Annotated in this window: 21 protein-coding genes and 1 pseudogene; 3 read left to right on the plus strand and 19 right to left on the minus strand. The window is 43.9% G+C overall.

Annotated features, from left to right (window positions below; translation table 11 throughout):
- Position 1: 1 nt before the first annotated feature.
- From H6759_04015 to H6759_04050, 8 genes and pseudogenes are all read right to left on the minus strand, one after another.
- Complete coding sequence (locus H6759_04015; GenBank protein USN52172.1) at positions 2-682, minus strand: hypothetical protein; 681 nt, start codon at positions 680-682, stop codon at positions 2-4.
- Positions 683-736: 54 nt separating this feature from the next.
- The gene (locus H6759_04020; protein USN53039.1) at positions 737-2,107 is read right to left on the minus strand and encodes a cysteine--tRNA ligase; all 1,371 of its coding nucleotides are present in this window, start codon (positions 2,105-2,107) and stop codon (positions 737-739) included.
- Between the two features lie 30 nt (positions 2,108-2,137).
- Positions 2,138-2,671 (minus strand): hypothetical protein, encoded by a 534-nt coding sequence (locus H6759_04025; GenBank protein ID USN52173.1) that lies wholly within the window; start codon positions 2,669-2,671, stop codon positions 2,138-2,140.
- A gap of 44 nt (positions 2,672-2,715) precedes the next feature.
- A complete protein-coding gene (dnaJ, locus tag H6759_04030) occupies positions 2,716-3,804 on the minus strand; it encodes a molecular chaperone DnaJ (protein USN52174.1) in 1,089 nt (362 codons plus the stop codon).
- A gap of 2 nt (positions 3,805-3,806) precedes the next feature.
- Positions 3,807-5,714: pseudogene (gene dnaK, locus H6759_04035) on the minus strand (molecular chaperone DnaK).
- 20 nt (positions 5,715-5,734) lie between these two features.
- Positions 5,735-6,163, minus strand: a complete 429-nt coding sequence (locus H6759_04040) for an Hsp20/alpha crystallin family protein (GenBank protein USN52175.1) — start codon at positions 6,161-6,163, stop codon at positions 5,735-5,737.
- Positions 6,164-6,165: 2 nt separating this feature from the next.
- Complete coding sequence (locus tag H6759_04045) at positions 6,166-6,708, minus strand: nucleotide exchange factor GrpE (GenBank protein ID USN52176.1); 543 nt, start codon at positions 6,706-6,708, stop codon at positions 6,166-6,168.
- An 8-nt stretch (positions 6,709-6,716) separates the two neighbouring features.
- Positions 6,717-7,388 (minus strand): hypothetical protein, encoded by a 672-nt coding sequence (locus H6759_04050; protein ID USN52177.1) that lies wholly within the window; start codon positions 7,386-7,388, stop codon positions 6,717-6,719.
- A 152-nt stretch (positions 7,389-7,540) separates the two neighbouring features.
- On the opposite strand from H6759_04050, the gene H6759_04055 reads away from it, so the two are divergent.
- Positions 7,541-8,185, plus strand: coding sequence for a hypothetical protein (locus tag H6759_04055; GenBank protein USN52178.1), 645 nt, complete (start codon positions 7,541-7,543; stop codon positions 8,183-8,185).
- A 251-nt stretch (positions 8,186-8,436) separates the two neighbouring features.
- Positions 8,437-8,877: an endonuclease domain-containing protein gene (locus tag H6759_04060; protein USN52179.1), complete on the plus strand. Its 441-nt coding sequence runs from the start codon at positions 8,437-8,439 to the stop codon at positions 8,875-8,877.
- A gap of 39 nt (positions 8,878-8,916) precedes the next feature.
- Here the strand turns inward: H6759_04060 and H6759_04065 are convergent, their stop codons facing one another.
- The 8 genes from H6759_04065 to H6759_04100 are packed head-to-tail and all read right to left on the minus strand — an operon-like array spanning position 8,917 to position 15,836.
- Positions 8,917-9,537 carry a hypothetical protein gene (locus H6759_04065; GenBank protein USN52180.1) on the minus strand — a complete coding sequence of 207 codons (621 nt, stop codon included), beginning with the start codon at positions 9,535-9,537 and terminating at the stop codon, positions 8,917-8,919.
- Positions 9,452-9,991 (minus strand): hypothetical protein, encoded by a 540-nt coding sequence (locus H6759_04070; GenBank protein ID USN52181.1) that lies wholly within the window; start codon positions 9,989-9,991, stop codon positions 9,452-9,454. The genes H6759_04065 and H6759_04070 overlap by 86 nt, the downstream gene beginning before the upstream one ends.
- Position 9,992: 1 nt before the next feature.
- Positions 9,993-10,499 carry a hypothetical protein gene (locus H6759_04075; GenBank protein USN52182.1) on the minus strand — a complete coding sequence of 169 codons (507 nt, stop codon included), beginning with the start codon at positions 10,497-10,499 and terminating at the stop codon, positions 9,993-9,995.
- Positions 10,492-11,724 (minus strand): ABC transporter permease, encoded by a 1,233-nt coding sequence (locus H6759_04080; protein USN52183.1) that lies wholly within the window; start codon positions 11,722-11,724, stop codon positions 10,492-10,494. Before H6759_04080 ends, H6759_04075 begins: the two co-directional genes overlap by 8 nt.
- Position 11,725: 1 nt before the next feature.
- On the minus strand, positions 11,726-12,946 hold the full coding sequence (locus H6759_04085) for an ABC transporter permease (protein USN52184.1): 1,221 nt from the start codon (positions 12,944-12,946) through the stop codon (positions 11,726-11,728).
- Positions 12,947-12,948: 2 nt separating this feature from the next.
- Positions 12,949-13,671 (minus strand): ABC transporter ATP-binding protein, encoded by a 723-nt coding sequence (locus H6759_04090; protein USN52185.1) that lies wholly within the window; start codon positions 13,669-13,671, stop codon positions 12,949-12,951.
- A 2-nt stretch (positions 13,672-13,673) separates the two neighbouring features.
- A complete protein-coding gene (locus H6759_04095; GenBank protein USN52186.1) occupies positions 13,674-15,566 on the minus strand; it encodes an efflux RND transporter periplasmic adaptor subunit in 1,893 nt (630 codons plus the stop codon).
- Positions 15,567-15,575: 9 nt separating this feature from the next.
- Entirely contained in the window at positions 15,576-15,836 is a 261-nt protein-coding gene (locus H6759_04100) for an AbrB/MazE/SpoVT family DNA-binding domain-containing protein (GenBank protein USN52187.1), read from the minus strand.
- Between the two features lie 91 nt (positions 15,837-15,927).
- On the opposite strand from H6759_04100, the gene queA reads away from it, so the two are divergent.
- The gene (gene queA, locus H6759_04105; protein ID USN52188.1) at positions 15,928-16,947 is read left to right on the plus strand and encodes a tRNA preQ1(34) S-adenosylmethionine ribosyltransferase-isomerase QueA; all 1,020 of its coding nucleotides are present in this window, start codon (positions 15,928-15,930) and stop codon (positions 16,945-16,947) included.
- Here queA and H6759_04110 read toward each other — a convergent pair.
- From H6759_04110 to H6759_04120, 3 genes are read right to left on the minus strand one after another with little or no spacing between them, the layout of a single operon-like run.
- Entirely contained in the window at positions 16,937-18,079 is a 1,143-nt protein-coding gene (locus H6759_04110) for a hypothetical protein (GenBank protein ID USN52189.1), read from the minus strand. The genes queA and H6759_04110 overlap by 11 nt on opposite strands.
- A 51-nt stretch (positions 18,080-18,130) precedes the next feature.
- Positions 18,131-19,354, minus strand: a complete 1,224-nt coding sequence (locus H6759_04115; GenBank protein USN52190.1) for a glycosyltransferase family 4 protein — start codon at positions 19,352-19,354, stop codon at positions 18,131-18,133.
- Positions 19,351-20,409, minus strand: a complete 1,059-nt coding sequence (locus H6759_04120) for a glycosyltransferase (protein ID USN52191.1) — start codon at positions 20,407-20,409, stop codon at positions 19,351-19,353. Before H6759_04120 ends, H6759_04115 begins: the two co-directional genes overlap by 4 nt.
- Between the last annotated feature and the right edge of the window lies 1 nt (position 20,410).

Here is a 20,410-nt window from a genome sequence, read left to right on the forward strand (position 1 = left end):
GTTAAAGCTTTGGTGCGGCGTCCTCACGACGCACACGATCTAGCTCGGTGATACGATCTGTTTTGATTTTTACTTCTTGTTCGAGGAAAAATTTATTCACTCCCGGTATCGTGAGCAACCATTCTTTCAAAAGACGAAAAACGTCTTTTGTTTTTACGTGCATGTGACGGACCATATTTGCAATGATCGTTGTTACTTCGCGACCCTTTTTTACAAAACGATCTTTTGCTTTAGGTTCCATTGTTTCAACAAAAGGACCAAGTCCATCTTCGAGGATCTTTTCTACCTCTATATAGACCTCGTCTTTTACCATTTCCGTCTCAACTTGCTCAGTGGTTGATTCTGACACCACAGTTGCCGTGCCGGCATCATCTGAAGTTGAATGATCTTCTGCGTGTGTAACCACCTCCTGTTCTGCCGTATTTTCTAAAAATTCATCTTTTTTGAGTTGTTCGATTGCTAGGCGATCTGCTTGACCGGGAGTCATTGTTTCACCATCTTCAAATGAATACCCATGATCAAGGGTAGGCGCTTCTGCAGGGGTCTCGGATACAAATACTGGTGCCGGTGATTCTGGCACTGGCATTGCTGTGGACTCAACGACTGGTTGCTCTGGTGAGGTAGCTTCGCTTACGACGTCCTTACCTCCTTCAAAACCATCTAAAAAGCCTCCGTTTGACATAGCAACAGTATACCACGACAAACAAAATCCCCCGATATCTCACGGGGGATGCTTTTATAACCGCTCTAACTCATACCCATCTTTGCCATCATTCATCTTCCAGCCTGCCTCGGCGAGGGTGTCGCGGAGCTCATCTGCCTTGGCAAAGTCCTTATCAAGCTTTGCTTGCCAGCGTTGATCTGCGATCTGTATGACTTCTTTAGGTGTTTCTTCCGTTTTACCGATCCAGTCGGCAAGGCCTAGGCCAAAAACTTCATCCATCTCAATAATCGTTGCCCCTTTATTTACTGGTGAGAGATCAGAGCGTAAAACTTCGTGTAATACAGCGAGAGCCTTTGGGATATTTAAATCTGCTTCAAGAGCAATTTTCATATCTACAAGATACCCTTGGTTAGCCTTACCATCGCGTGCAAGCCACTTCATTTCCTGACGGAGTTTTTTTAGCGTATTTTGCGCTGAGGTAAGCGCATCCCACGAAAAGTTTAGTTTTTGACGATAATTCGCGCTCAAGAAATAGAGTCTTAGGGCAAGCGGATCAAAACCACGTTCGATAACTTCAGGCAAAACATAAAGATTTCCGAGCGACTTGGACATCTTTTGATTATCCATCAATAAAAATTCTCCATGCATCCAGTAATTGGCTAGAGGCTCATGATACGCGGCTTCACTTTGCGCGATTTCATTTTCATGATGAACGGCGATATGATCAACGCCACCACAATGAATATCAAAGGGCTGCCCTAGATAAGCGCGCGCCATCGCAGAACACTCTAAATGCCAGCCCGGAAAGCCTGTTCCCCATGGACTCTCCCACTCCATCTGACGCTTATGATCAACTGGCGAAAACTTCCATAACGCAAAATCTGCTGGGTGATGTTTTTCTGTATTTTCTTCGACGCGAGCACCGGCGAGCTTATCTTTGAGAGACTGTCCCGATAATTTGCCGTAGGCGGCAAATTTTTCGACATCAAAATAAATACCATCGGTTATTTGATAGGTAAAACCTTGTTCTTCGAGCTTTTGCACAAGTTCTATTTGCTCTTTAATATGCTCCGTGGCGCGAGGCATAAAATCTGGTGAGAGAATATTCATCTTGGCAATATCCTCAACAAACATCGCTTCGTAGTCTTTGGCGATATCCCAAGCGGTACGTCCAAGACGTGCTGCCGCGCCTTCAACCTTATCTTCTCCCGCGTCACCGTCGCCAACAAGATGACCTACATCGGTAATATTCATCACGTGCTTTACCTTATAGCCAAGCATCGTAAGCGAACGTTTTAACACGTCCTCAAAAACATACATACGTAAATTACCCACGTGTGCACGACCATAAACCGTCGGTCCACACGTATACAAACCCACCTCCCCTGGTTTTATTGGAGTAAAGTCCTGCTCGCTATGGGTCAGGGTATTATAGATACGCAACATGCCGATACCTTAGCGAATCTTCTGCCGTTAGTCCAAGTCTTCGTAATCATCCCCACCCGAACCACCTAAAATCGCCAAAAAAACCAAGGGAGCTAATAACCAAAATGATCGACCTGTCTCGTCCGTAAATGTCTGAACCGTTACAAAAGATAATGCATTAAGCATTTCTGGAGGGATAAGATAAAGCCCGATGCTCAAAAAAAGCCCAGACTGCAAAACACTAAAGATTAAAATCTCCCACCATTTACCTCGACTATTAGCTAACGATCTGAGTAGTGCGCTTCTCCACAAAATCAAAAAAACAATGAAAAAAATACCGAGAAACCATAAGAGCGTATACCAAGGATTTTTGCTTACTCCAAGTGATACATTTAAACGTCCGATGATTGGTGCATTTGTTACAATAGCTAGTGACACATAGGATGCTAACAATACGGTGACCGCTCGATCACGACCAACGATAAAACCATAAATAATCCCCGCCAATAAAAAACCACCTAAAAGAATAACCTCCCAGGTAACCGCGATGCCGGCAACAACAAAAGCAACGGTTGGATTCATAGTGGCATGATACCAAAATCCTCCCATTTGAGGGAGGATACGGTTTAAAGCCCGAGTGACTTTAGTTGCTCAAGGAGTGCTTTTTGTTCTTTATTTAGCTTATCAGGAATATCTGCTTCAAGCTTTACTACATGGTCTCCACGACGTCCTGAGCGTCCTGGTATGCCCTTGCCATGCAAGACAAGATCTTCGCCTGAACCTGTACCAGCGCTAAGCGTTTGCGTTTCTGCACCATCGACCGTTTCTACTTGGATTTTGCCTCCAAGGGCCAAGGTCGAGATCGGAACATACATCGTTGAGAAGATCGTTTGTCCTTCGCGCTGAAAACGCGCGTCTTGCTTTACGCGAATACGTAAGAAGAGATCCCCTGCCTGACCACCGTGATCCGGTACTTCGCCTTCGCCTTGTACTTGTAACATTGCACCATTTTCGATACCCGCAGGGATACCAACCGTTACACTCACGTTACGTTTTTCTGCGCCATAACCCTTACATTGTTTGCAAGGAGTCTTAGGTTTTTTGCCCTTTCCGTGACAGGTCGCACAAGCAACAACCGTTTGCATCGTGCCAAACATGGTCCGCGTCGCTTGGCGCACACGACCCTCGCCTTTACAGTCGCTACAGGTTTCGAATTCTGAACCTGGTTCTGCACCATCACCCTTACAGACAGAACAAGCGCTTGTGCGATAGAGGTTTACGGTTTTTGTAGCACCAAACACAGACTCTTTAAACGTTAGTTCGACTTCAGTTTCGATATCACGACCGCGATTGCGCTTTGAACCACCGCCACCAAAACCAAACATTTCACCTAAGACATCACCAAGGTCACCGAATTGATTTGGATCAAACCCAGCTCCACCAAAATCAAAGCCACCAAATCCGCCACCAAAACCTCCCGGACCACCTGGACCTCCACCACCGTTTTCAAAGGCAGCAGAACCAAACTGATCATAGGTAGCACGTTTCTTTTTATCCCCTAGGATCTGGTAAGCCTCGTTTACATCTTTGAATTTCGAAGCATCACCGCCTTTGTCGGGGTGATGTTCATGCGCGGCTCGACGAAAAGCTTTTTTGATTTCGTCTTCACTCGCACTCTTCGAAACGCCTAATATTGCGTAATAATCTTTAGCCATGCTTATTCAGCTTTTGGTTCTTCTGGTTCGGTTTTTGCAGATTCTGTTTGTTCTCCTTCGCTAGTTGGAGGAACTTCTGCTTCTGGACGGTCTTGATAGAGCGCAGCACCGACTTTTTGGGCTTCGGTGGCGAGTTCGTCAGCGGCTTTTTTTGATCGCTTCGATATCGTCGCCGTCTTTAATTGCTTTTAATGCCTCCATCTTTTCTTCAACAACTTTTTTGTCTTCTTCTTTGGCTTTGTCACCTGCATCTTTCAACATTTTTTCTGTTGTATAGATCATGGTTTCTGCCATGTTTTTTACTTCTACCGATTCGCGACGTTTTTGTCTTCTTCGGCATGCGCTTCGGCGTCTTTCTTCATGCGTTCGACTTCTTCTTTATCAAGGTTTGTCGAAGCGGTGATGGTGATTGCCTGTTCTTTGTTTGTGCCTTTGTCTTTGGCTTTAACATTTAAGATACCGTTCGCATCAATATCAAAGGTCACTTCGATTTGAGGAACACCACGTGGTGCTGGTGGGATATCCGAAAGCGTAAAGCGACCGAGGATTTATTATCAGCTGCCATATCGCGCTCACCCTGAAGTACATGGATTTCTACTGATGGCTGGCTGATTATCAGCGGCCGTTGAGAAGGTTTGTGATTTTGACGTTGGAATCGTTGTGTTACGTTCAATCACTTTTGTCATCACGCTCCCCATGGTTTCGATACCAAGCGAAAGTGGTGCTACATCAAGCAAAAGAACTTCTCCCTTAATATCACCCTGCATATTACCGGCCTGAATCGCAGCACCAACAGCAACAACCTCATCTGGGTTTACCGTAGCGTTTGGTTTTTTGCCAAAGAATTTTTCTACGGATTGTTGCACAAGTGGCATACGCGTCATACCACCAACAAGAATCACTTCGTTGATATCGGATGCGCTAAGACCTGCGTCTGCAAGCGCTTTCTTACAAGGGATAAGAGATTTTTCGACAAGATCACCAACGATTTGCTCAAGTTTTGAGCGTGATAGCTTAATCATCAAGTGCTTTGGTACACCATTGTCACTTGTGATAAATGGTTGATTGATTTCTGTCTCCATTGAGCTTGAGAGCTCGATTTTTGCTTTTTCTGCCGCATCTTTAATACGTTGTAAAGCGAGATTGTCTTTACCCAAATCAATACCTTCGGATTTTTTAAATTCATCAACAATCCACTCAATAATGCGTTGATCAAAGTCATCACCACCAAGATGTGTGTCACCATTGGTTGCACGAACTTCGATGGTGTTTTGTTCTGTCGAAGCATCATAGGCAACCTCGAGAACGGAGACATCAAAGGTACCACCACCGAGATCGTAGACAACGATCTTTTCGTCTTTTTTGCGATCAAAACCGTATGCAAGAGCGGCGGCTGTTGGCTCGTTGATAATACGACGTACATTTAAGCCAGCGATTTCACCAGCGATTTTTGTTGCTTGGCGTTGTGAGTCATCAAAATATGCCGGTACGGTAATGACCGCTTCGGTGATCTTTTCGCCAATACGTGCTTCTGCATCCGCTTTGAGTTTTTGTAAAACCATGGCCGAGATTTCTTCTGGCGCATAGTCTTTATCACCCATGGTAATACGTGGGCTATCGTCTTTTTTAGTGACTTTAAACGGAAACCATTTGAGATCACGTTGTACGGCCTCATCATCATATCGTCGACCAATCAAGCGCTTCGCAGAAAAAATCGTGTTTTCTGGATTTACGACACCCTGGCGTTTTGCTACCTGACCAACCAAGCGTTCGCCGCCTTTTGTGACAGCAACAACGGATGGTGTAGTGCGTGCGCCTTCGGCGTTTTCGAGTACTTTTGGTTGACCGCCTTCGATAACCACCATACAGGAGTTGGTAGTACCGAGATCAATTCCGAGAATTTTTGACATAGGTTTGAATAGTTATGAAATTAGTTTTTCTTTACATCAATTTTTATTGACTTGGATTCTTGTAGAAGTTTTGGAACCGTTACCTTGAGAATACCGTTTTCAAAGCTTGCTTCGGCATTTTCATGTTGTGCTTGTGCCGGAAGGGCGATTTGCCGAAACACCATCCCTTGGCGCACTTCTTTGCGATAGTAGTTTTTGTCTTCGACTTCGGTTTTGCGTTCGGTTGTTCCTTTGATCGTGAGGATGCCGTTGTCGACCGTCACCTCAATCTTGCCTGGATCAACACCAGGAACTGGTGTTTCTACGACAATGGTATGTTCTGTTTCGTACATATCAACAGGAGGAACAATGCCGACTCCCTGAGCTGTTTGTAATGAGCGCATCTCATCGAGGGCTTTATCCATACCCTCAAATGGCTCAAAAAATGGGGACCATTTGATTAATGACATAGTTATTTTGCGATAATGACCTTAGCAGGACGTAGAACTTTACCATTCAACATCCAACCATCTTGAGTAATGCGGATGATTTCGCCAGAAGCGACATCTTTGCTTTCTTCGGTACCTACAGCTTCGTGGCGCTGAGGATCAAAGACTTTGTCCGCTTCAATGAGTGAAAGACCCGTTGATTGCATGACATGCTCCCAATTGGTCCAAACGGCTTTTACACCAATCAACCAATTTTCCCATTGCTTTTTCTGTTCATCGTCAAGCGATTCAGTAGAAGGTTGATATTTAAGAACCATAGCGTACTGATCGATAGCTGGAAGCAATTCTTCGAGCAAGCGTTCATTGGCGTATTTTACAAATTGACCTTTTTCTTTGTCTGCTTCACGTTTTAAATTTTGATAATCTGCTTGAGCACGTTTCCATCCATCGAGATATTCTTCACATTTTTCACACTTAGCTTCGTCTGTCATCCCGACCGACGACGCAGGAGGAGTGAAGGGATCAATTTCTGGATCTTGTGGGTGTTCGTTTTGTTGTTCTTCCATAGTGGTTATTAAGATAAGGCTTCTATAGCGGCGATCATATGTGAGAGTGCTTCTTGATAGTCCATACGTAATGGACCAAGAATACCGATAAGTCCTTGCGGACTGCTGGCAACGACGACACTAGAAGCGGGACCAAATGGACAATCTTTTCCGATAAACCATTGTGGTTGCTCAAAGGTGGTACGTCGTAGAGATCCGAGTGTCTGATCAAGATGATCAAGTAACTCCGTCATCGAAACAACGCGTTGCCAATGGCGAAATTCTGGTTGTGCAAAAAGCTGTGATAGACCGGTGTAATACGTATCAGCTTCGTGAAGCGCGACAATCGAGGCAAGCCCCAGACTATCCGCCACCTCTCGAGCGACAAGCTTTATGCGCCGATCTTCATCTAGTGACGCTGCCTGCGATAAGCGATCGCGTGTTTTTTTGCTTGCAGATTTTGGGGTAATAAATTGTTCGACATAGAGTCGAAAACCATCTTCGGTTGGGATACGTCCACCTGAGGTATGAGGCTGCTGAAGCAATCCTGCCTCCTCAAGGAGAGCGAACCAGTTACGAATCGTTGCAGAACTTACGCCCAAGTTATGACGCTCAACAAGCGCCTGAGACCCAACGGGTTCAGCGCTTGCAATATATTCTTCCGTCACGAGCTTGAGGAGCTGTAAGAGCTTAGCGTCCATTGTAATGAAGTAGCACTCTCAAGTGCTGAGTGCTAATGCAACTATAGACGTTCTCAAAAAGGGCGTCAAGAAGAAGCTCTTTGTAAGATTGACACAAGCATTACTGATCCTGCACAGTGACTATAGATCCGTTCTTTACAGGAGAAAACAGCATGCCCGCCGGTTCCCACGTTCTAACGACTACCGTTAGCGCTTCTGAATTTCTTCAGCTCGTACTGAAGGATATCGGTAATCACCAACAGGATACTTATGAAGACGAGTTCGTACTTCGAGAGCCTACCAATCTTGGAGGCGAGCGGGGTGACCGGTTTCGTCATCGTGTTACCTTGAAAGGCTCGTGGCAGTACAAGAAGTATCGAATCGCATTCATCACCGAAGAAGTGAAGCATAATCATCGATCCGAGGAATGGAGACCCTGTTACAAGGTCTCCGCGTTGCTCTTCGAGATGCCTCGCGATACCGGACTCAACGGATCGCTTTTTACTCAGGCGATCGTCTATCCCAAGGAGGACTGGCGCAAAGATCAGCCCTGTTCTTGGGAGAACGAGCTATTTCACATCACTCATGACAAAAACGGCGTCATCACTTGCAACAAGGGTAGTGAGCACCCTTTGTTCTACGAAGCCGTTCGGGATTGTTTGCATCCTCGTGACAGCATGGATTTCAGCCCTCTTCGCTACGAAGCTGACAAGACTCGCCTATTCGTCGACGCACTTAAAGCTCTTGCGAAAGACCGTATCAAGCAAGTCACCGCCACACCACCAGTGAGCGCCCAACCTGTTTCAGTCAACAACTGATGCTCAACTCTAAAAACCCGCCAAGAACACACAGTTCATGGCGGGTTTTCTGATTGGCGTGGCAGCGAACCCACCGCCCGCATTTTGTTTTTTTTGGATGGGCACCTCCCTTGTTCCAAGGGAGGGCTGAAACTAAAGTGGTCTCCCTTGAATACAAGGGAGATGCCTAACCATGTCTCGGTAAATAAATGTAGGCAGAGGGTTCGCAGTCTTGACACCCTATCTCGTTTCATGGAACGGGGTATCTAGCTATGCAATACAAAATTACGGATCGCCGACTCAAAGAACGCCGGCGCGAGTTAAGAAAAAATGCCACCAACGAAGAGCGTGACCTTTGGCACTATCTGCGTGGGCGAAAGCTGGGTGGCTACAAATTTCTTCGCCAATTTAGCATCAATCGATTTATCGTAGACTTCTACTGCGCACAATATCGTGTTGCTATCGAAATAGATGGATCACAGCATGCTAGTGATCAAGGCGCCACCTACGACGTAGAACGAACAGCCATCCTCTCTGAATTTGGCGTTACGACTATTCGCTTTACCAATAACGATATCAATAAACGCATCGGATACGTAATAAAAACTATTACCGATACCATCACCGAGGCCGCGAACTCATCCTCCAGCTCCTTCTCTTCTTCGAGAGAAGGAGAGCGACTGATTGAAGCCTCAGCATCAGTTCTCCCTTGAATACAAGGGAGATGTCTATCCATAAAAAATCAAAATGAGCTAGACAGAGGGTTCGCGGAGATATTTCTTCGCAATCCCCTTTTGCCCCACCTCTTGAAATCCAGGCAATGTAAAAGCGAATGAAATAATCTCAATGTCTTTCATCGCTTTTTCTTTTAGCATTTTTGAAACGTCGTGCATGATGGGGTCGAGTCCAAAAATAAAGACCTTTGTAACACCAGCAAAATCAGCTGTAAACAAGTTCTTCCAATAGACTTTGGCTTTTGGATGCTTGCGTAGGCGCCATTTGGTAATCAGAACCAGGACCGGATTCAGCTCGTAACCAATAACCGTCGCGCCACGCTTGGCACAAGCGAGGAGAATCTTTCCGTCACCAGAGCCTAGATCGATTATTGTGTCTTTATCTGTAATATCAACAAGGGTAAATGCATCATCGATATCGCGTTTGCGCACCGGAAAATACGGAGCACCAACGCCCACGCCTGCGACATAACGCAAGACAAGATAAAAAAACCACAATGATAAAATAAGTTTTAACCAGGTCCAGAGATAAAAGAGCGCTTGTTGTGACATATTATTTGTGAAGATATTGATCTCTCCAATTTCTAATAATGGATCTAAAGAAGAGACCACCGAAAGCCAGGGTAAAATTGAAGCCATAAAAAGCAGCTCTCATATCACCGGTTAAAACAGCCTCAATAGTTCCGTATACGAACATAAGAACGATGGCTGCCGCAAAACTGTTACCAATAAACAAAAGGGACTTCTCAATTTTTTTAAACTCTGTGGATTCTTTACGGTCTTTATCAAAGACAACGAAGGGCAAAGGCATCAAAACTTGTAGCAATAGAAAAATAAGTCCATAGATTGAATAATTAATGACTGGTATCGAGGACTTAATCAATGGCAAAAAGTACAATAAGACAATTAGCATCAATGGCAAATAACCGTTCAACAGCACATAAGACATCAACCAGGCAAAACCCTTCATGCGCCATGGCTTTAACAACCAATTAAGTCTTACAAACAGCCCTGTATAGCCCACAGCGAAAGCGAATAGTAGAATGTTCGCAAGAGCCGTAAGATCAAGATAAAAGAGTGCTTGTTGTGACATATTATTTGTGAAGATATTGATCTCTCCAGCCTTTGATGAGCTTTCCAAAGAACAATAAGGCAATAACAAGAGCAAGCTTAAAAGCAAACCGAGCTGTTTCATTTTCTCCAGATATACTTGCCGTGATACTAGAGTATCCAAATAAAAGGATAAGCCCTATGGCAACAACATCACCAATGTCTTTTAGAAGCTTTTCTACGGTTTTAAACTCAGTAGGTTCTTTGCGATCCTCATCTAGAAGAATAAATGGAAGAGGTATGAAAAACTGTACCAAAAGCACTAAAAGCCCGTATAACGAATAATCACGATACGTGATAGATGCTTTAAACGTAGCTGACAGTAATAACGACAACATTAATGCCAAAGGGATCAAGCCACTCACCAGTACATAAAATACCGTCCAAGCAAAATGATGCATGCGCCATGGTTTAAGTACCCAGTTCAATCTTGCAGACAATAAAGAATACCCAATAACCAATGCTAGGGGTAAGTAGAGCTCATTATTCATAACGCAATGCCTCAATAGGACTTAATTTTGCTGCGCGACGTGCAGGAAAAAAACCAAAGACGACACCAATAATTGTCGACACGCTAAATGAGAGAATGATGGCATCTGTTGGAAAAGCAAAGCTCCAACCAGCCTGATAGTTACCAAGTGCCGTAAGACCTAAGTAAGATAGACCTACCCCAATAACAATACCAATCAATCCACCAAGACCTGTTACAACAATAGCCTCAGCAAGAAATTGATTTAAGATATCTTTTGGCTTTGCTCCGATAGCTTTGCGTAAACCAATTTCGCTTGTACGCTCCGTAACCGTCACATACATGATGTTCATAATACCAATACCACCAACAAGTAGCGAGATCGCTGCAATAGAGCCAAGCAATACCTGTAAGATCAAACCAATTTGCCCAGCATTTTTTGCTGCATCTTCTTGCGCGCCTAAGCGAAAATCATCTTTTGCGAGATCATCTTCATAATTATCTATATTGTGATTTTCTCGTAAAACTTCGCGAATACGATCCTTTGTTTGGTTGATCCCTAAGCCAGTTTTCATGGCGATAAAGTCTACATTTTTACGATTATAGGCATCCATCGCTGTAGAAACCGGGATATATACTTGATCATCAACATTTGTAAAAAAACGAGTACCACCCTTCTCCATAACACCAACAACACGATAACTTCTTTTGCCAATTTTTACTGTCTTGCCTATAGGCTCACTATTTGCGAATAAATCCAAAGCAACCGCACGTCCTAAAACGATAACACGCGCTCGTCCATCTACGTCACTCTCTTCGATAAATCGCCCTGTCTCCGGCCGATCTGGATACACATCAAGCGATGCTTGCGTAACACCGTTAAGCGATACACGTCTTGAACGTCCTTCGAACGTTGCGAGATCAGACTGAATGATAAATGGCTCAACAACATTAAGCCAAGAAACTTTTCTTAATGAATCAACGTCTTTATCTGTTAGGGATTTTTTCTGTGTAGGACTTGGAGGTCCGCCTCTTTCCGCACCGCGACCATTTTGAGCAAAAATAAGATCTGAGCTAAATGAACTTGCAATCTGACTCAATAAAAAACGCTCAGCCGCTTGCCCGATCGAAAGCATGAGAATGACGGACATGATACCAATCACAAGACCCAACATGGTTAATGCTGTTCTACTTTTGTTGCGCGTTAAACTTGAAAACGCTACTGGGATAATATCTCGGATCTTCATACTAATCTTTTCTTAATGCCTCAATTGGTCGTAGTTTTGATGCTTGTTTCGCTGGCGCATATCCAAATAAAATTCCAACTCCGGCAGAGACAAAGAAACCAAGCAAAATACCATTGGTAGATACGCTAAACGTCCAACCGTCTTGTACGTTTGAGATGCCCTTTATCGCAAGCCATGTAGCACCAATACCCAAAACGACACCTACGATACCACTTAATGCCGTTAGCACGACGGCTTCCATCAGGAATTGTCCCAATACGTCTCGATTCTTCGCTCCCAATGCCTTTCTCAAGCCGATTTCACGGGTACGCTCAGTTACACTGACGTACATAATATTCATAATCCCAATACCACCAACAAGTAATGAGATTGCAGCCACAGAAGAGAGAAAAATACTTAAGATATCCGTAATCTGCGAAACAGATTGCACGGATTCATCCATTGTCTCCATAAAGAAATCATCATTATCACCTTCTCTTAAGCGATGTGTTTCTCTCATTAGTTCTGTTACACGATATACCGTCTCATTTTGAGAAATACCATTTGGTTGAACAATGATATAGGTCATGTATTTTTGACCATACAAATCGAGCGCTGAGGTAACCGGAACATACACAGACTTATCAAGGTTTGTGAAAGCGCGTGATCCAGACTCAACAACAACACCAATAACACGATAGTTTTGATTATTGATCTTTACTGAATTACCTACTGCCTGTTCATCACCAAAAATCGTTTTTGCTACTTCATGTCCTAGGACAACAACACGACTTCTCCCTTCAACATCAGAAACATCAAAAAAACCACCTTCTTTAAAAGTAAGATCGTAAAGCTCTGCTTCATCTGGAGATGTACCCGTAACTTGAACAGTAATGTCTTCACCTCTACCGGTTACGAGATCGTTTGTGATAACCAGGGGCAAGACATAGCGAAGCCATGTTTGATCTTTTAATTTTTTACTGTCCGCGTAAGTAAGTGAGGGCGTAGCAAATACCTGATCTGGTGAGTTCGCTAGCTCTTTGTCACCGTTCTGTAGAAAAATTAGATCTGTTCCAAGTGAATTTATTTGACCAAGGATTGAATGTTGTGCCGCTTCACCGATTGAAAGGACCAAGATAACCGAAAGAATACCAATCACAATACCGAGCATCGTTAATACGGTGCGTCCTTTATTGCGCGTTAAGCTTTGCAACGCACTTAAAAAGAGATCTCGGATTCGCATGGTTATTTTGAGTATTCTGATCCTAACTGGATACGGTTCTTCACAACTTCATCTCCTACAACTAATCCATCCTTCATAGTGATGATACGCTCTGCGTATTGCGCCGTTGTTTTTTCGTGTGTCACAAGAATAATGGTATGACCGTGACGCATATTTAACTCAAGTAATGTATCCATCACAATTTTGCCTGACTTCGAATCAAGGTTACCCGTAGGCTCATCAGCAAAGATGACCGCTGGCTTGCGAACGAGTGTGCGCGCAATTGCAACACGCTGACGCTCACCACCAGAAAGCTGGTTAGAAAGATTATTTGCACGGTGCTCAAGACCTACAAGCTTAATTGCCTCCATGGCTAACGCTGTACGGTCTTTTACTGGTACATCCGAATAGAGCAACGGCAACATTACGTTTTCAAGCACACTTGTCTTAGGTAAGAGATTAAATGCTTGAAAAATAAAGCCGACTCTTTCACCACGCACCACAGCCTGTTCGTCTTCATCAAAGGTGGAGATTTCTTCACCGTCAAAGTAGTACTTACCGGTTGTTAACGTGTCGAGAAAACCCAAGATATGCATGAAGGTTGATTTACCAGATCCCGAAGGTCCCATAATGGCAACAAATTGCCCTTTTGGAACCTCAAGGTTTACACCATGCAATACCGGAGTTTTTGCACCATCCGTCTCGTAGGTCTTCGTGAGGTCTACGACCTTAATGAGAGCAGACATAGTTATTTTTGTTCTTCGTTTTTATTCTCAAAACGCATGTCGTCCGCGAGGTTTTTATACTCTTCTGCTGTTACTTCGCGAAGCAAGATACGATCGCCGGCATTTAATCCGCTAAGAACCTCGCTCTTACCTTCGTCAGCGCGTAAACCGGTGACAACTTCTTTTTCATTGATGGATGAGCCATCGATTACACGTGCCGTTTTCTTATTATTTGCATCACGTAACGAACGAGATGGAACAAAGAGTGCATCTGTACGTGAAGCTGTTGTGATAATCAAGTTTGCTGTCATACCTGGCTTTACATCTTTATCACCAATATCAATGGTAGCGTATACTTTGTAATAGATCGCATCTTGGACTTTTGTTTGATCAGCGTTCTCGCCAACAATTTTCCCTTTGAATTTTACGCTATCACCATAGGCATCAAGAGTGATTTCTACTTCTTGATTTACATCAACAATGGTCACATCAGATTCTGGGACAAGTGCTTCGATACCATAGCCTTCGGTGCTTACCATACGAATAACCGCAGCACTTTGATTGACGAGCTCGCCTGTTGTAGGAACAACATCAGTAATAACACCATCCGCTGGAGCAATGATTTGTGCATCAGAAAGACGTTCAGATGCTTGCGCGTAGGCAGTTTGCGCATCTAATACCGCTGCACGAAGACCAGCTACATCTACGGCACGAGGACCGGCAATACGCGCATCAAGATTTGCTTGAGCGGAGTTGAGAGCCGCTTGCTGAATCATGACATTTGTTTCAGCAGTCTTTACCTTATTGATACGATTACGATCTGCAATCGAAAGATTTGCTTCTGCTTGTTTAAATGCCGCTTCAAGTTGTGCTTTTGATGTTGTGATGGAATAGGTCGCTGAACGATACCCTTCTACAGCACCTGCTACTGAACCGAGCTGTGCACTTACTGCTGTACGCTGCCCATCAATACTAGAACGTTTAGCCGCCAAAGAAGCCTCGGTTAAATACGCGTTTGTGATGGAGGCGTTTAGCACACGCTGAACAGAATCAAGATATTCTTGTGTTTTTTCGATAGCATCTTGTGTTTTGTCACCAGTGGCTTCAAATACGCTTGGCGCATCAGTATCATTTAAGGACGCAATTGCCGATTCTGCTGACTTAAAAGCAATTTTTGCCGCTTCATACTGATACTTGGCTGTTTCTTTTGATAATGAATCTGAAATACCTAAGACATTTTCATAATTGTCATTTGCTGCTGCATTATCAACACCAATAATTTCGTCACCCGCAGAAAGACCTGAGCGCATGGTGCCGAGCGATGCTTTCATTGCACTCACAAGAGCAACTCTTGCAGAGATAACCGATTGGTCAGCTGTAGCACCTCCGCTCGTAATATCGGATGATGCTTTATCGTAAGAAATTTGCGCTAAACGAAATTCGTCCTCTACGCTTTGTTTTGTAAGGTTTAAATCAACAATAGACTTATCATAGGATGCCTTTGCCTGATCTACTGACGCTTGTGCGATAGCAATAGACTCTTTTGTTTCTCCAGCAAGACGTGCATTAAGATTTGCCTCAGCGATCGCTAATGCAGCACGAGCACGCTCAGCACTAAAACGAAGGTCGCGTGATTCTAGCTCAGCGAGTAAATCGCCACGCTTTACCTTTTGACCAACTTTTACCGCAACACGGTTAAGCGTGCCTGAGCTCTTAAAACCCAAACTTAAACGCAAATCAGGCTTTACTTCTCCTGTCACTTCTACAGTGCGAACAAGGTTACCTTTTTCAGCTTTTGCCGTTTCGTAAAATACTGAATTTGACCCACCACGACCAAAGAAAAGCCAGCCAAAGAAAACGATGGCGAGTACAATATAGGTCCACTTGTTTTTCAACAGATTCTTCAAGAAATTCATAGGGTTAGTTTACACGTTTTTTAGCGCTTGCGCGATACGGTCAGAAAAAGAAGCCACCATCTCTTGGAGCGAGGAGGCAGGCAAGATCACAAGAGGTCCGTCACCGTTTTGCATTAAGACAATACGATCACCTGACTTAAAGCCAAGCTTCTCTCTCATTTCTTTTGGGATAACGATTTGTCCTCTTTCTCCCAAAACAGCTGCTCCAACGAGCGCATCCTTCGGGTTAAAGGGGCAAATATCCCCTTTCTTCGATGGTTTCTTTATCATAATTTAGTACGAAAAGTATGAATTAACATACTGGTTTTGTCAAGGGTAATGAATAACTTGACCAGGTCGATAAATGCGCTATCTTTCGCCTATGTCTACGCCACTTTTTGACTTTGATTATCACCTTCCTGTTGACCGTATTGCTCAAGAGTCGCTTGCAGACCGTGAGTCAGCAAAGCTACTCCTATTAGCTCGTGAAGATGGCGCCATCATAGATCGTCATATTCGTGATCTGCCAGATCTGTTAGCACCAGGAGATCTATTGATTTTTAATGACAGCAAAGTCTTTAAGGCGCGCCTAGAAGGACGTCTCGACGACGGTACGCAAGCAGAGTGTTTTCTCCTCCATCCGACGGAGCACGGCTATTGGGAAGCCCTTATCAAGCCAGGTAAAAAACTCGCTCCTGGATCAACAATCTATTTTTCCTCTGACACAAAGTGCGTATTGCAAGAAAAAACCAACCAAGGTACCGCCATAGTTGATTTTGGCTTAACAACTGATGAAGTATTCGCATTTTCTGATAAAGCAGGTTCGGTGCCAGTCCCGCCCTATGTTGAAAAAAATGCACGTAACCAGAGCGAGTACCAAACCATCTATGCCAAAGAACGCGGTTCAGTGGCAGCACCTACAGCAGGATTTCATTTTACTGAAAATCTCTTTAACAAACTTGAACAAAAAGGCGTTCAAAAAGCCTTTGTCACTCTTCATGTAGGACTCGGTACATTTAGACCCATCAAAACAGAAACACTTGAAACGCATGACATGCACAGAGAGTGGGGCCATGTTCCTCAAGAAACGATTGATCAAATCTATAAAACAAAGAAACGCGGTAATCGCGTCATTGCTGTTGGTACTACGGCGACACGCGCTCTTGAGTCGTGGGGCGGCGTAGGAGAAGCTTGGGCTGATTCAACCGATCTCTTTATTACTCCGGGCTATTCGTTTCGAGTAATTGACGGATTGCTAACGAATTTTCATTTACCAAAATCTACGCTCATCGTACTTGTTTCTGCCTTTGCAGGACGTAAGTCCGTATTAAATGCCTATAAACACGCCATTGATAATAAGTATCGTTTTTATAGCTTTGGTGATGCGATGCTTATCCTTTAGGCTTTACAAGCAGCAACCCATCCTCAGGAGGGACGCTTACTTCGTTTAGAATTTCTCCCGTATTGATTTGCGGATCTTGTCGTCCAAAAAGTTTTTGATATCTCGTTGGCAATTGTATGGTGATCGCTTTTTTTGTTGGGTTTACAATAACGTAACCATTTGTAAATTGACGTGACCAAAGTCCCGAACTGTTTTTAGGCGCTGAATTTGGTACACCAATCGGTGCTTCGTATTCGTCATACCACCAGGTGCGATGATGTTTTGCATCTCCCGCATCAAACGAATAGTAGCCACCCGCTATGAGCGTTGAAGCTAATCCATAACGCATCAAACGATAATCATTTGGACGCTCTAGATTATTTGTATTGGTATTGATCGCTAATACGTTTGGCTGCTCTAATAGCGGAGATATATCTTGCATTGAACGAAAGGGCCAATCAAACCCATAACGTGGAAAATTTTCAAATAAAATACCGTTCGTTTCTTGCGCAAATTCTAATGAACTATTGGCAATAATAATCCGATCATCTCCTATGGCTTTGCGGGTATTTTGTAAAAGCGTTTTCATCCCATCACGATAAGCCTCATCAACGGTTTTAGGGTCATCAACTATACCATCATTATTTATATCTAATCCTGCACCAAACTTAGATGTGACCTCACTATACCCGCCATCTAAAAAGACACCGTCCCAAATACCCTTAGACATGAGTTCTTGATGAATATATCTCGGTAAAAACGTATTCCAACGCTCGCCATTTATCAGCGGTGCACCATTTGTTGCGTTCATGAGCCATGCGCCTGGCCACCAACTAATCCTGCTTTGGCTTGGACGACCCAAGAACCATTGTTCCGGAATTTGATCTGCAAGATTTCTACCCGGCGAACCTAAGCTGCCATGAAAACGCGCTTCACTAATCTCACCAGCACTAATATAAGCGATAAGCTTTATGTCTGGATTTAACCGTTTTATCAACTTCATCTGCTCAGGAAATTGATACGTCTGATCCATGTCTAATACGACAATATCCCAACGCGATAACATGGTGGCTGTCTCATCCGTAAGTTCATACCCTAAGAAAAAATTTATGAGTGGCGGTGTCTCAATATCATCCGTTGAAGCAACCGCCATTTGTGGTAATTACAAAGACAAGCGAGCAAAGCAATAATGCTCGTTCTGATACTATTTTGCACCCGCTTCTTCATAGCAACTTAATACCTGAAGCGTGTGAGCGTGCCAATCATGGCGTGCGGCAACCTTTTCTCGACCCGACTGACCCATTGCATCGCGTACTTCGGTTGGTGTAGCCAAAAAACGATGCAGAGTGCGTGTCCAATCTTCTACGGATCCAGGCGTCACAAGAAATCCTTGCTTACCGTCCTCGATAAGTTCTGGGTTACCTCCCGTACGCGTGACAAGACAAGGTAATCCACTAGCCATCGCCTCAAGTATTGAACCGCTGCAATTTTCATAACTTAACGTTGGTAGAACAAGTGCTTCGGCGCGATGACGTAATTCTCTAAGCGTTACTGGATCAACAAACCCCAAAAATTCGATATGTGATGCACCGTGTTTTTCGACAATAGCACGGAGTTTTGCCTCATCTGGACCACTCCCAGCGAGCTTTACAGGTAGACTTGGAAAAAGACAGGCTGCTTCGAGAAAAGATTCGAGACCTTTCTCTTCGGATAAACGTCCAGCATAAATCAAATAACCTCCGCCACGCACTGCGGCTACTTCGACACGATCCGTTGGATTTCTCACCAAGCGCATTTTACTCGCGGGCTCACCCCAATCAATCATTTTTTCTTTCATGAATTGCGAAGGACAAAGAAAGAGAGCGATCGTTCGTTCATATGACTGCACCGTTTTTGTCATATACATCTCTACGGCAGCCAATACATTACGAATCGTCGAGTCCGATAAACACTTGTACTTTACCACTTCATAATATCGACCACCCTTACTGTGTTCACAGATCGTTCCGTGGGCAAACATACTATAATTTGGAGAAGCGAGCTTATAATCGTGTAGCGTTTGTACGCATGGGATCTTTCGTTTACGAATCTCTGCTAATACTGATGTCGAAAGATGATGATAGATATTATGGATATGAATAATGTCTGGCTTTACTTCATCGAGCATTTTACCTAGAGCTTTTTTTGCCTCTACGTTCCAGATAAAATTTGCCGCAATTTTTGCTTGCGTATATAAATCCGTCTTTTTTTTAAGATCGTAACGCTTTACAAAGAACCTTTCATCTTTAGATGGAAGATTTTTGATGCTGTGGGTAGAAAAAGCGTGTACTTCATGACCTAATGCCTCTTGATACCGCATCAGTCCATGCATATAGACCTCAGCCCCTCCTTGGAAATCAAAAAATTTATTTACGTGCAATATCTTCATAGGGAGGCGTAAAGCGTATCATACAAGCGAACAACCACCTGAATACCAAAACGATCGCGTACAATGTTTGCGGCTAAATCAGCCCTTATTAAGGCGTCGGTATATTGAGTAAGTGTTTGATGTATTGCTTTACTCAAAGCATCAACATCGCTCACTGGTATAAGCAACATCGATCTACGATCAAAGACTTCGCGAATTGCAGGTAAGTCGGTAGCGATAGCAGGTAAGCGTGATGCCGCCGCTTCGAGAAGCGCCATCCCCTGACCTTCGTGTAACGAAGGCATGCAAAAAAGATCAGATGTTGTCAGATAATAGGAAGGGTCATTTACTGACCCTGCCCAGTGAATACGTTGTGCAATACCAAGACGTTCGCTCTCACGTTGTAATGTTAAGCGCAATGGTCCATCGCCAACAATGGTTAATGCCCAAGGACGATGTAAGAGCGCTAATGCCTCGAGAAGCACTCGATGACCTTTTTCTGGAGCGAGCCTACCAACAATAACGAGCTTTGGAATATCACCCGCTTGATGTCTCTCGCGTAAGGCAAAACGCTGAAGATCTAATCCAACAGGAATGACTGTTACTTTTTTTTCTAAAACACCATAACGCCAAGTCACCATATCTTTAACAGAACGTGAGACAGCCGCGATATGCCCAGCAGAGCGATAGGCCAAAAAGCGTAATATTCTTGTGATGATGCTTAGTTCTGGTTCATGACTATGAGCTGTCATCACCCACTTAATACCAAGCGGTTTTGCCGCAAAGTAACCCGCCCATACATCTGCACCTAAATGCGTATGCACGATATCGGGCTGACATTCTCGATATAGTTCTTTGCATTGTTCGATGATACGAAAACGCTCTTTTAGTGTATGCGGTTGTTTACCTAATACTTTTAAGTCTATTTCTGCATCTAAAAATAATTGCTCCATTTCTCCACCGCATACCGCGATTACACGTACATCGTGTGATCGTTGCTGAGCTTGTGCCAAATCCAAAACAAAACGCTCAGCACCGCCTCTACCTAATGACCAAACGACATGGATAATACGCATA

It is taken from the genome of Candidatus Nomurabacteria bacterium (assembly GCA_023898425.1).
Taxonomy (GTDB): domain Bacteria; phylum Patescibacteriota; class Patescibacteriia; order 2-12-FULL-60-25; family 2-12-FULL-60-25; genus HK-STAS-PATE-2.

What these genes read in the sequence shown, in the direction of transcription:
- H6759_04095 (USN52186.1), bottom strand. Translation starts at nt 15,566, where the DNA reads ATGAATTTCTTGAAGAATCTGTTGAAAAACAAGTGGACCTATATTGTA.
- queA (USN52188.1), top strand. Translation starts at nt 15,928, where the DNA reads ATGTCTACGCCACTTTTTGACTTTGATTATCACCTTCCTGTTGACCGT.
- H6759_04060 (USN52179.1), top strand. Translation starts at nt 8,437, where the DNA reads ATGCAATACAAAATTACGGATCGCCGACTCAAAGAACGCCGGCGCGAG.
- H6759_04075 (USN52182.1), bottom strand. Translation starts at nt 10,499, where the DNA reads ATGAATAATGAGCTCTACTTACCCCTAGCATTGGTTATTGGGTATTCT.
- H6759_04115 (USN52190.1), bottom strand. Translation starts at nt 19,354, where the DNA reads ATGAAGATATTGCACGTAAATAAATTTTTTGATTTCCAAGGAGGGGCT.
- H6759_04015 (USN52172.1), bottom strand. Translation starts at nt 682, where the DNA reads ATGTCAAACGGAGGCTTTTTAGATGGTTTTGAAGGAGGTAAGGACGTC.
- H6759_04045 (USN52176.1), bottom strand. Translation starts at nt 6,708, where the DNA reads ATGGAAGAACAACAAAACGAACACCCACAAGATCCAGAAATTGATCCC.
- H6759_04110 (USN52189.1), bottom strand. Translation starts at nt 18,079, where the DNA reads ATGGCGGTTGCTTCAACGGATGATATTGAGACACCGCCACTCATAAAT.
- H6759_04040 (USN52175.1), bottom strand. Translation starts at nt 6,163, where the DNA reads ATGTCATTAATCAAATGGTCCCCATTTTTTGAGCCATTTGAGGGTATG.
- H6759_04065 (USN52180.1), bottom strand. Translation starts at nt 9,537, where the DNA reads ATGGCTTCAATTTTACCCTGGCTTTCGGTGGTCTCTTCTTTAGATCCA.
- H6759_04055 (USN52178.1), top strand. Translation starts at nt 7,541, where the DNA reads ATGCCCGCCGGTTCCCACGTTCTAACGACTACCGTTAGCGCTTCTGAA.
- H6759_04070 (USN52181.1), bottom strand. Translation starts at nt 9,991, where the DNA reads ATGTCACAACAAGCACTCTTTTATCTTGATCTTACGGCTCTTGCGAAC.
- H6759_04090 (USN52185.1), bottom strand. Translation starts at nt 13,671, where the DNA reads ATGTCTGCTCTCATTAAGGTCGTAGACCTCACGAAGACCTACGAGACG.
- H6759_04120 (USN52191.1), bottom strand. Translation starts at nt 20,409, where the DNA reads ATGCGTATTATCCATGTCGTTTGGTCATTAGGTAGAGGCGGTGCTGAG.
- H6759_04050 (USN52177.1), bottom strand. Translation starts at nt 7,388, where the DNA reads ATGGACGCTAAGCTCTTACAGCTCCTCAAGCTCGTGACGGAAGAATAT.
- H6759_04080 (USN52183.1), bottom strand. Translation starts at nt 11,724, where the DNA reads ATGAAGATCCGAGATATTATCCCAGTAGCGTTTTCAAGTTTAACGCGC.
- H6759_04025 (USN52173.1), bottom strand. Translation starts at nt 2,671, where the DNA reads ATGAATCCAACCGTTGCTTTTGTTGTTGCCGGCATCGCGGTTACCTGG.
- H6759_04085 (USN52184.1), bottom strand. Translation starts at nt 12,946, where the DNA reads ATGCGAATCCGAGATCTCTTTTTAAGTGCGTTGCAAAGCTTAACGCGC.
- H6759_04100 (USN52187.1), bottom strand. Translation starts at nt 15,836, where the DNA reads ATGATAAAGAAACCATCGAAGAAAGGGGATATTTGCCCCTTTAACCCG.
- dnaJ (USN52174.1), bottom strand. Translation starts at nt 3,804, where the DNA reads ATGGCTAAAGATTATTACGCAATATTAGGCGTTTCGAAGAGTGCGAGT.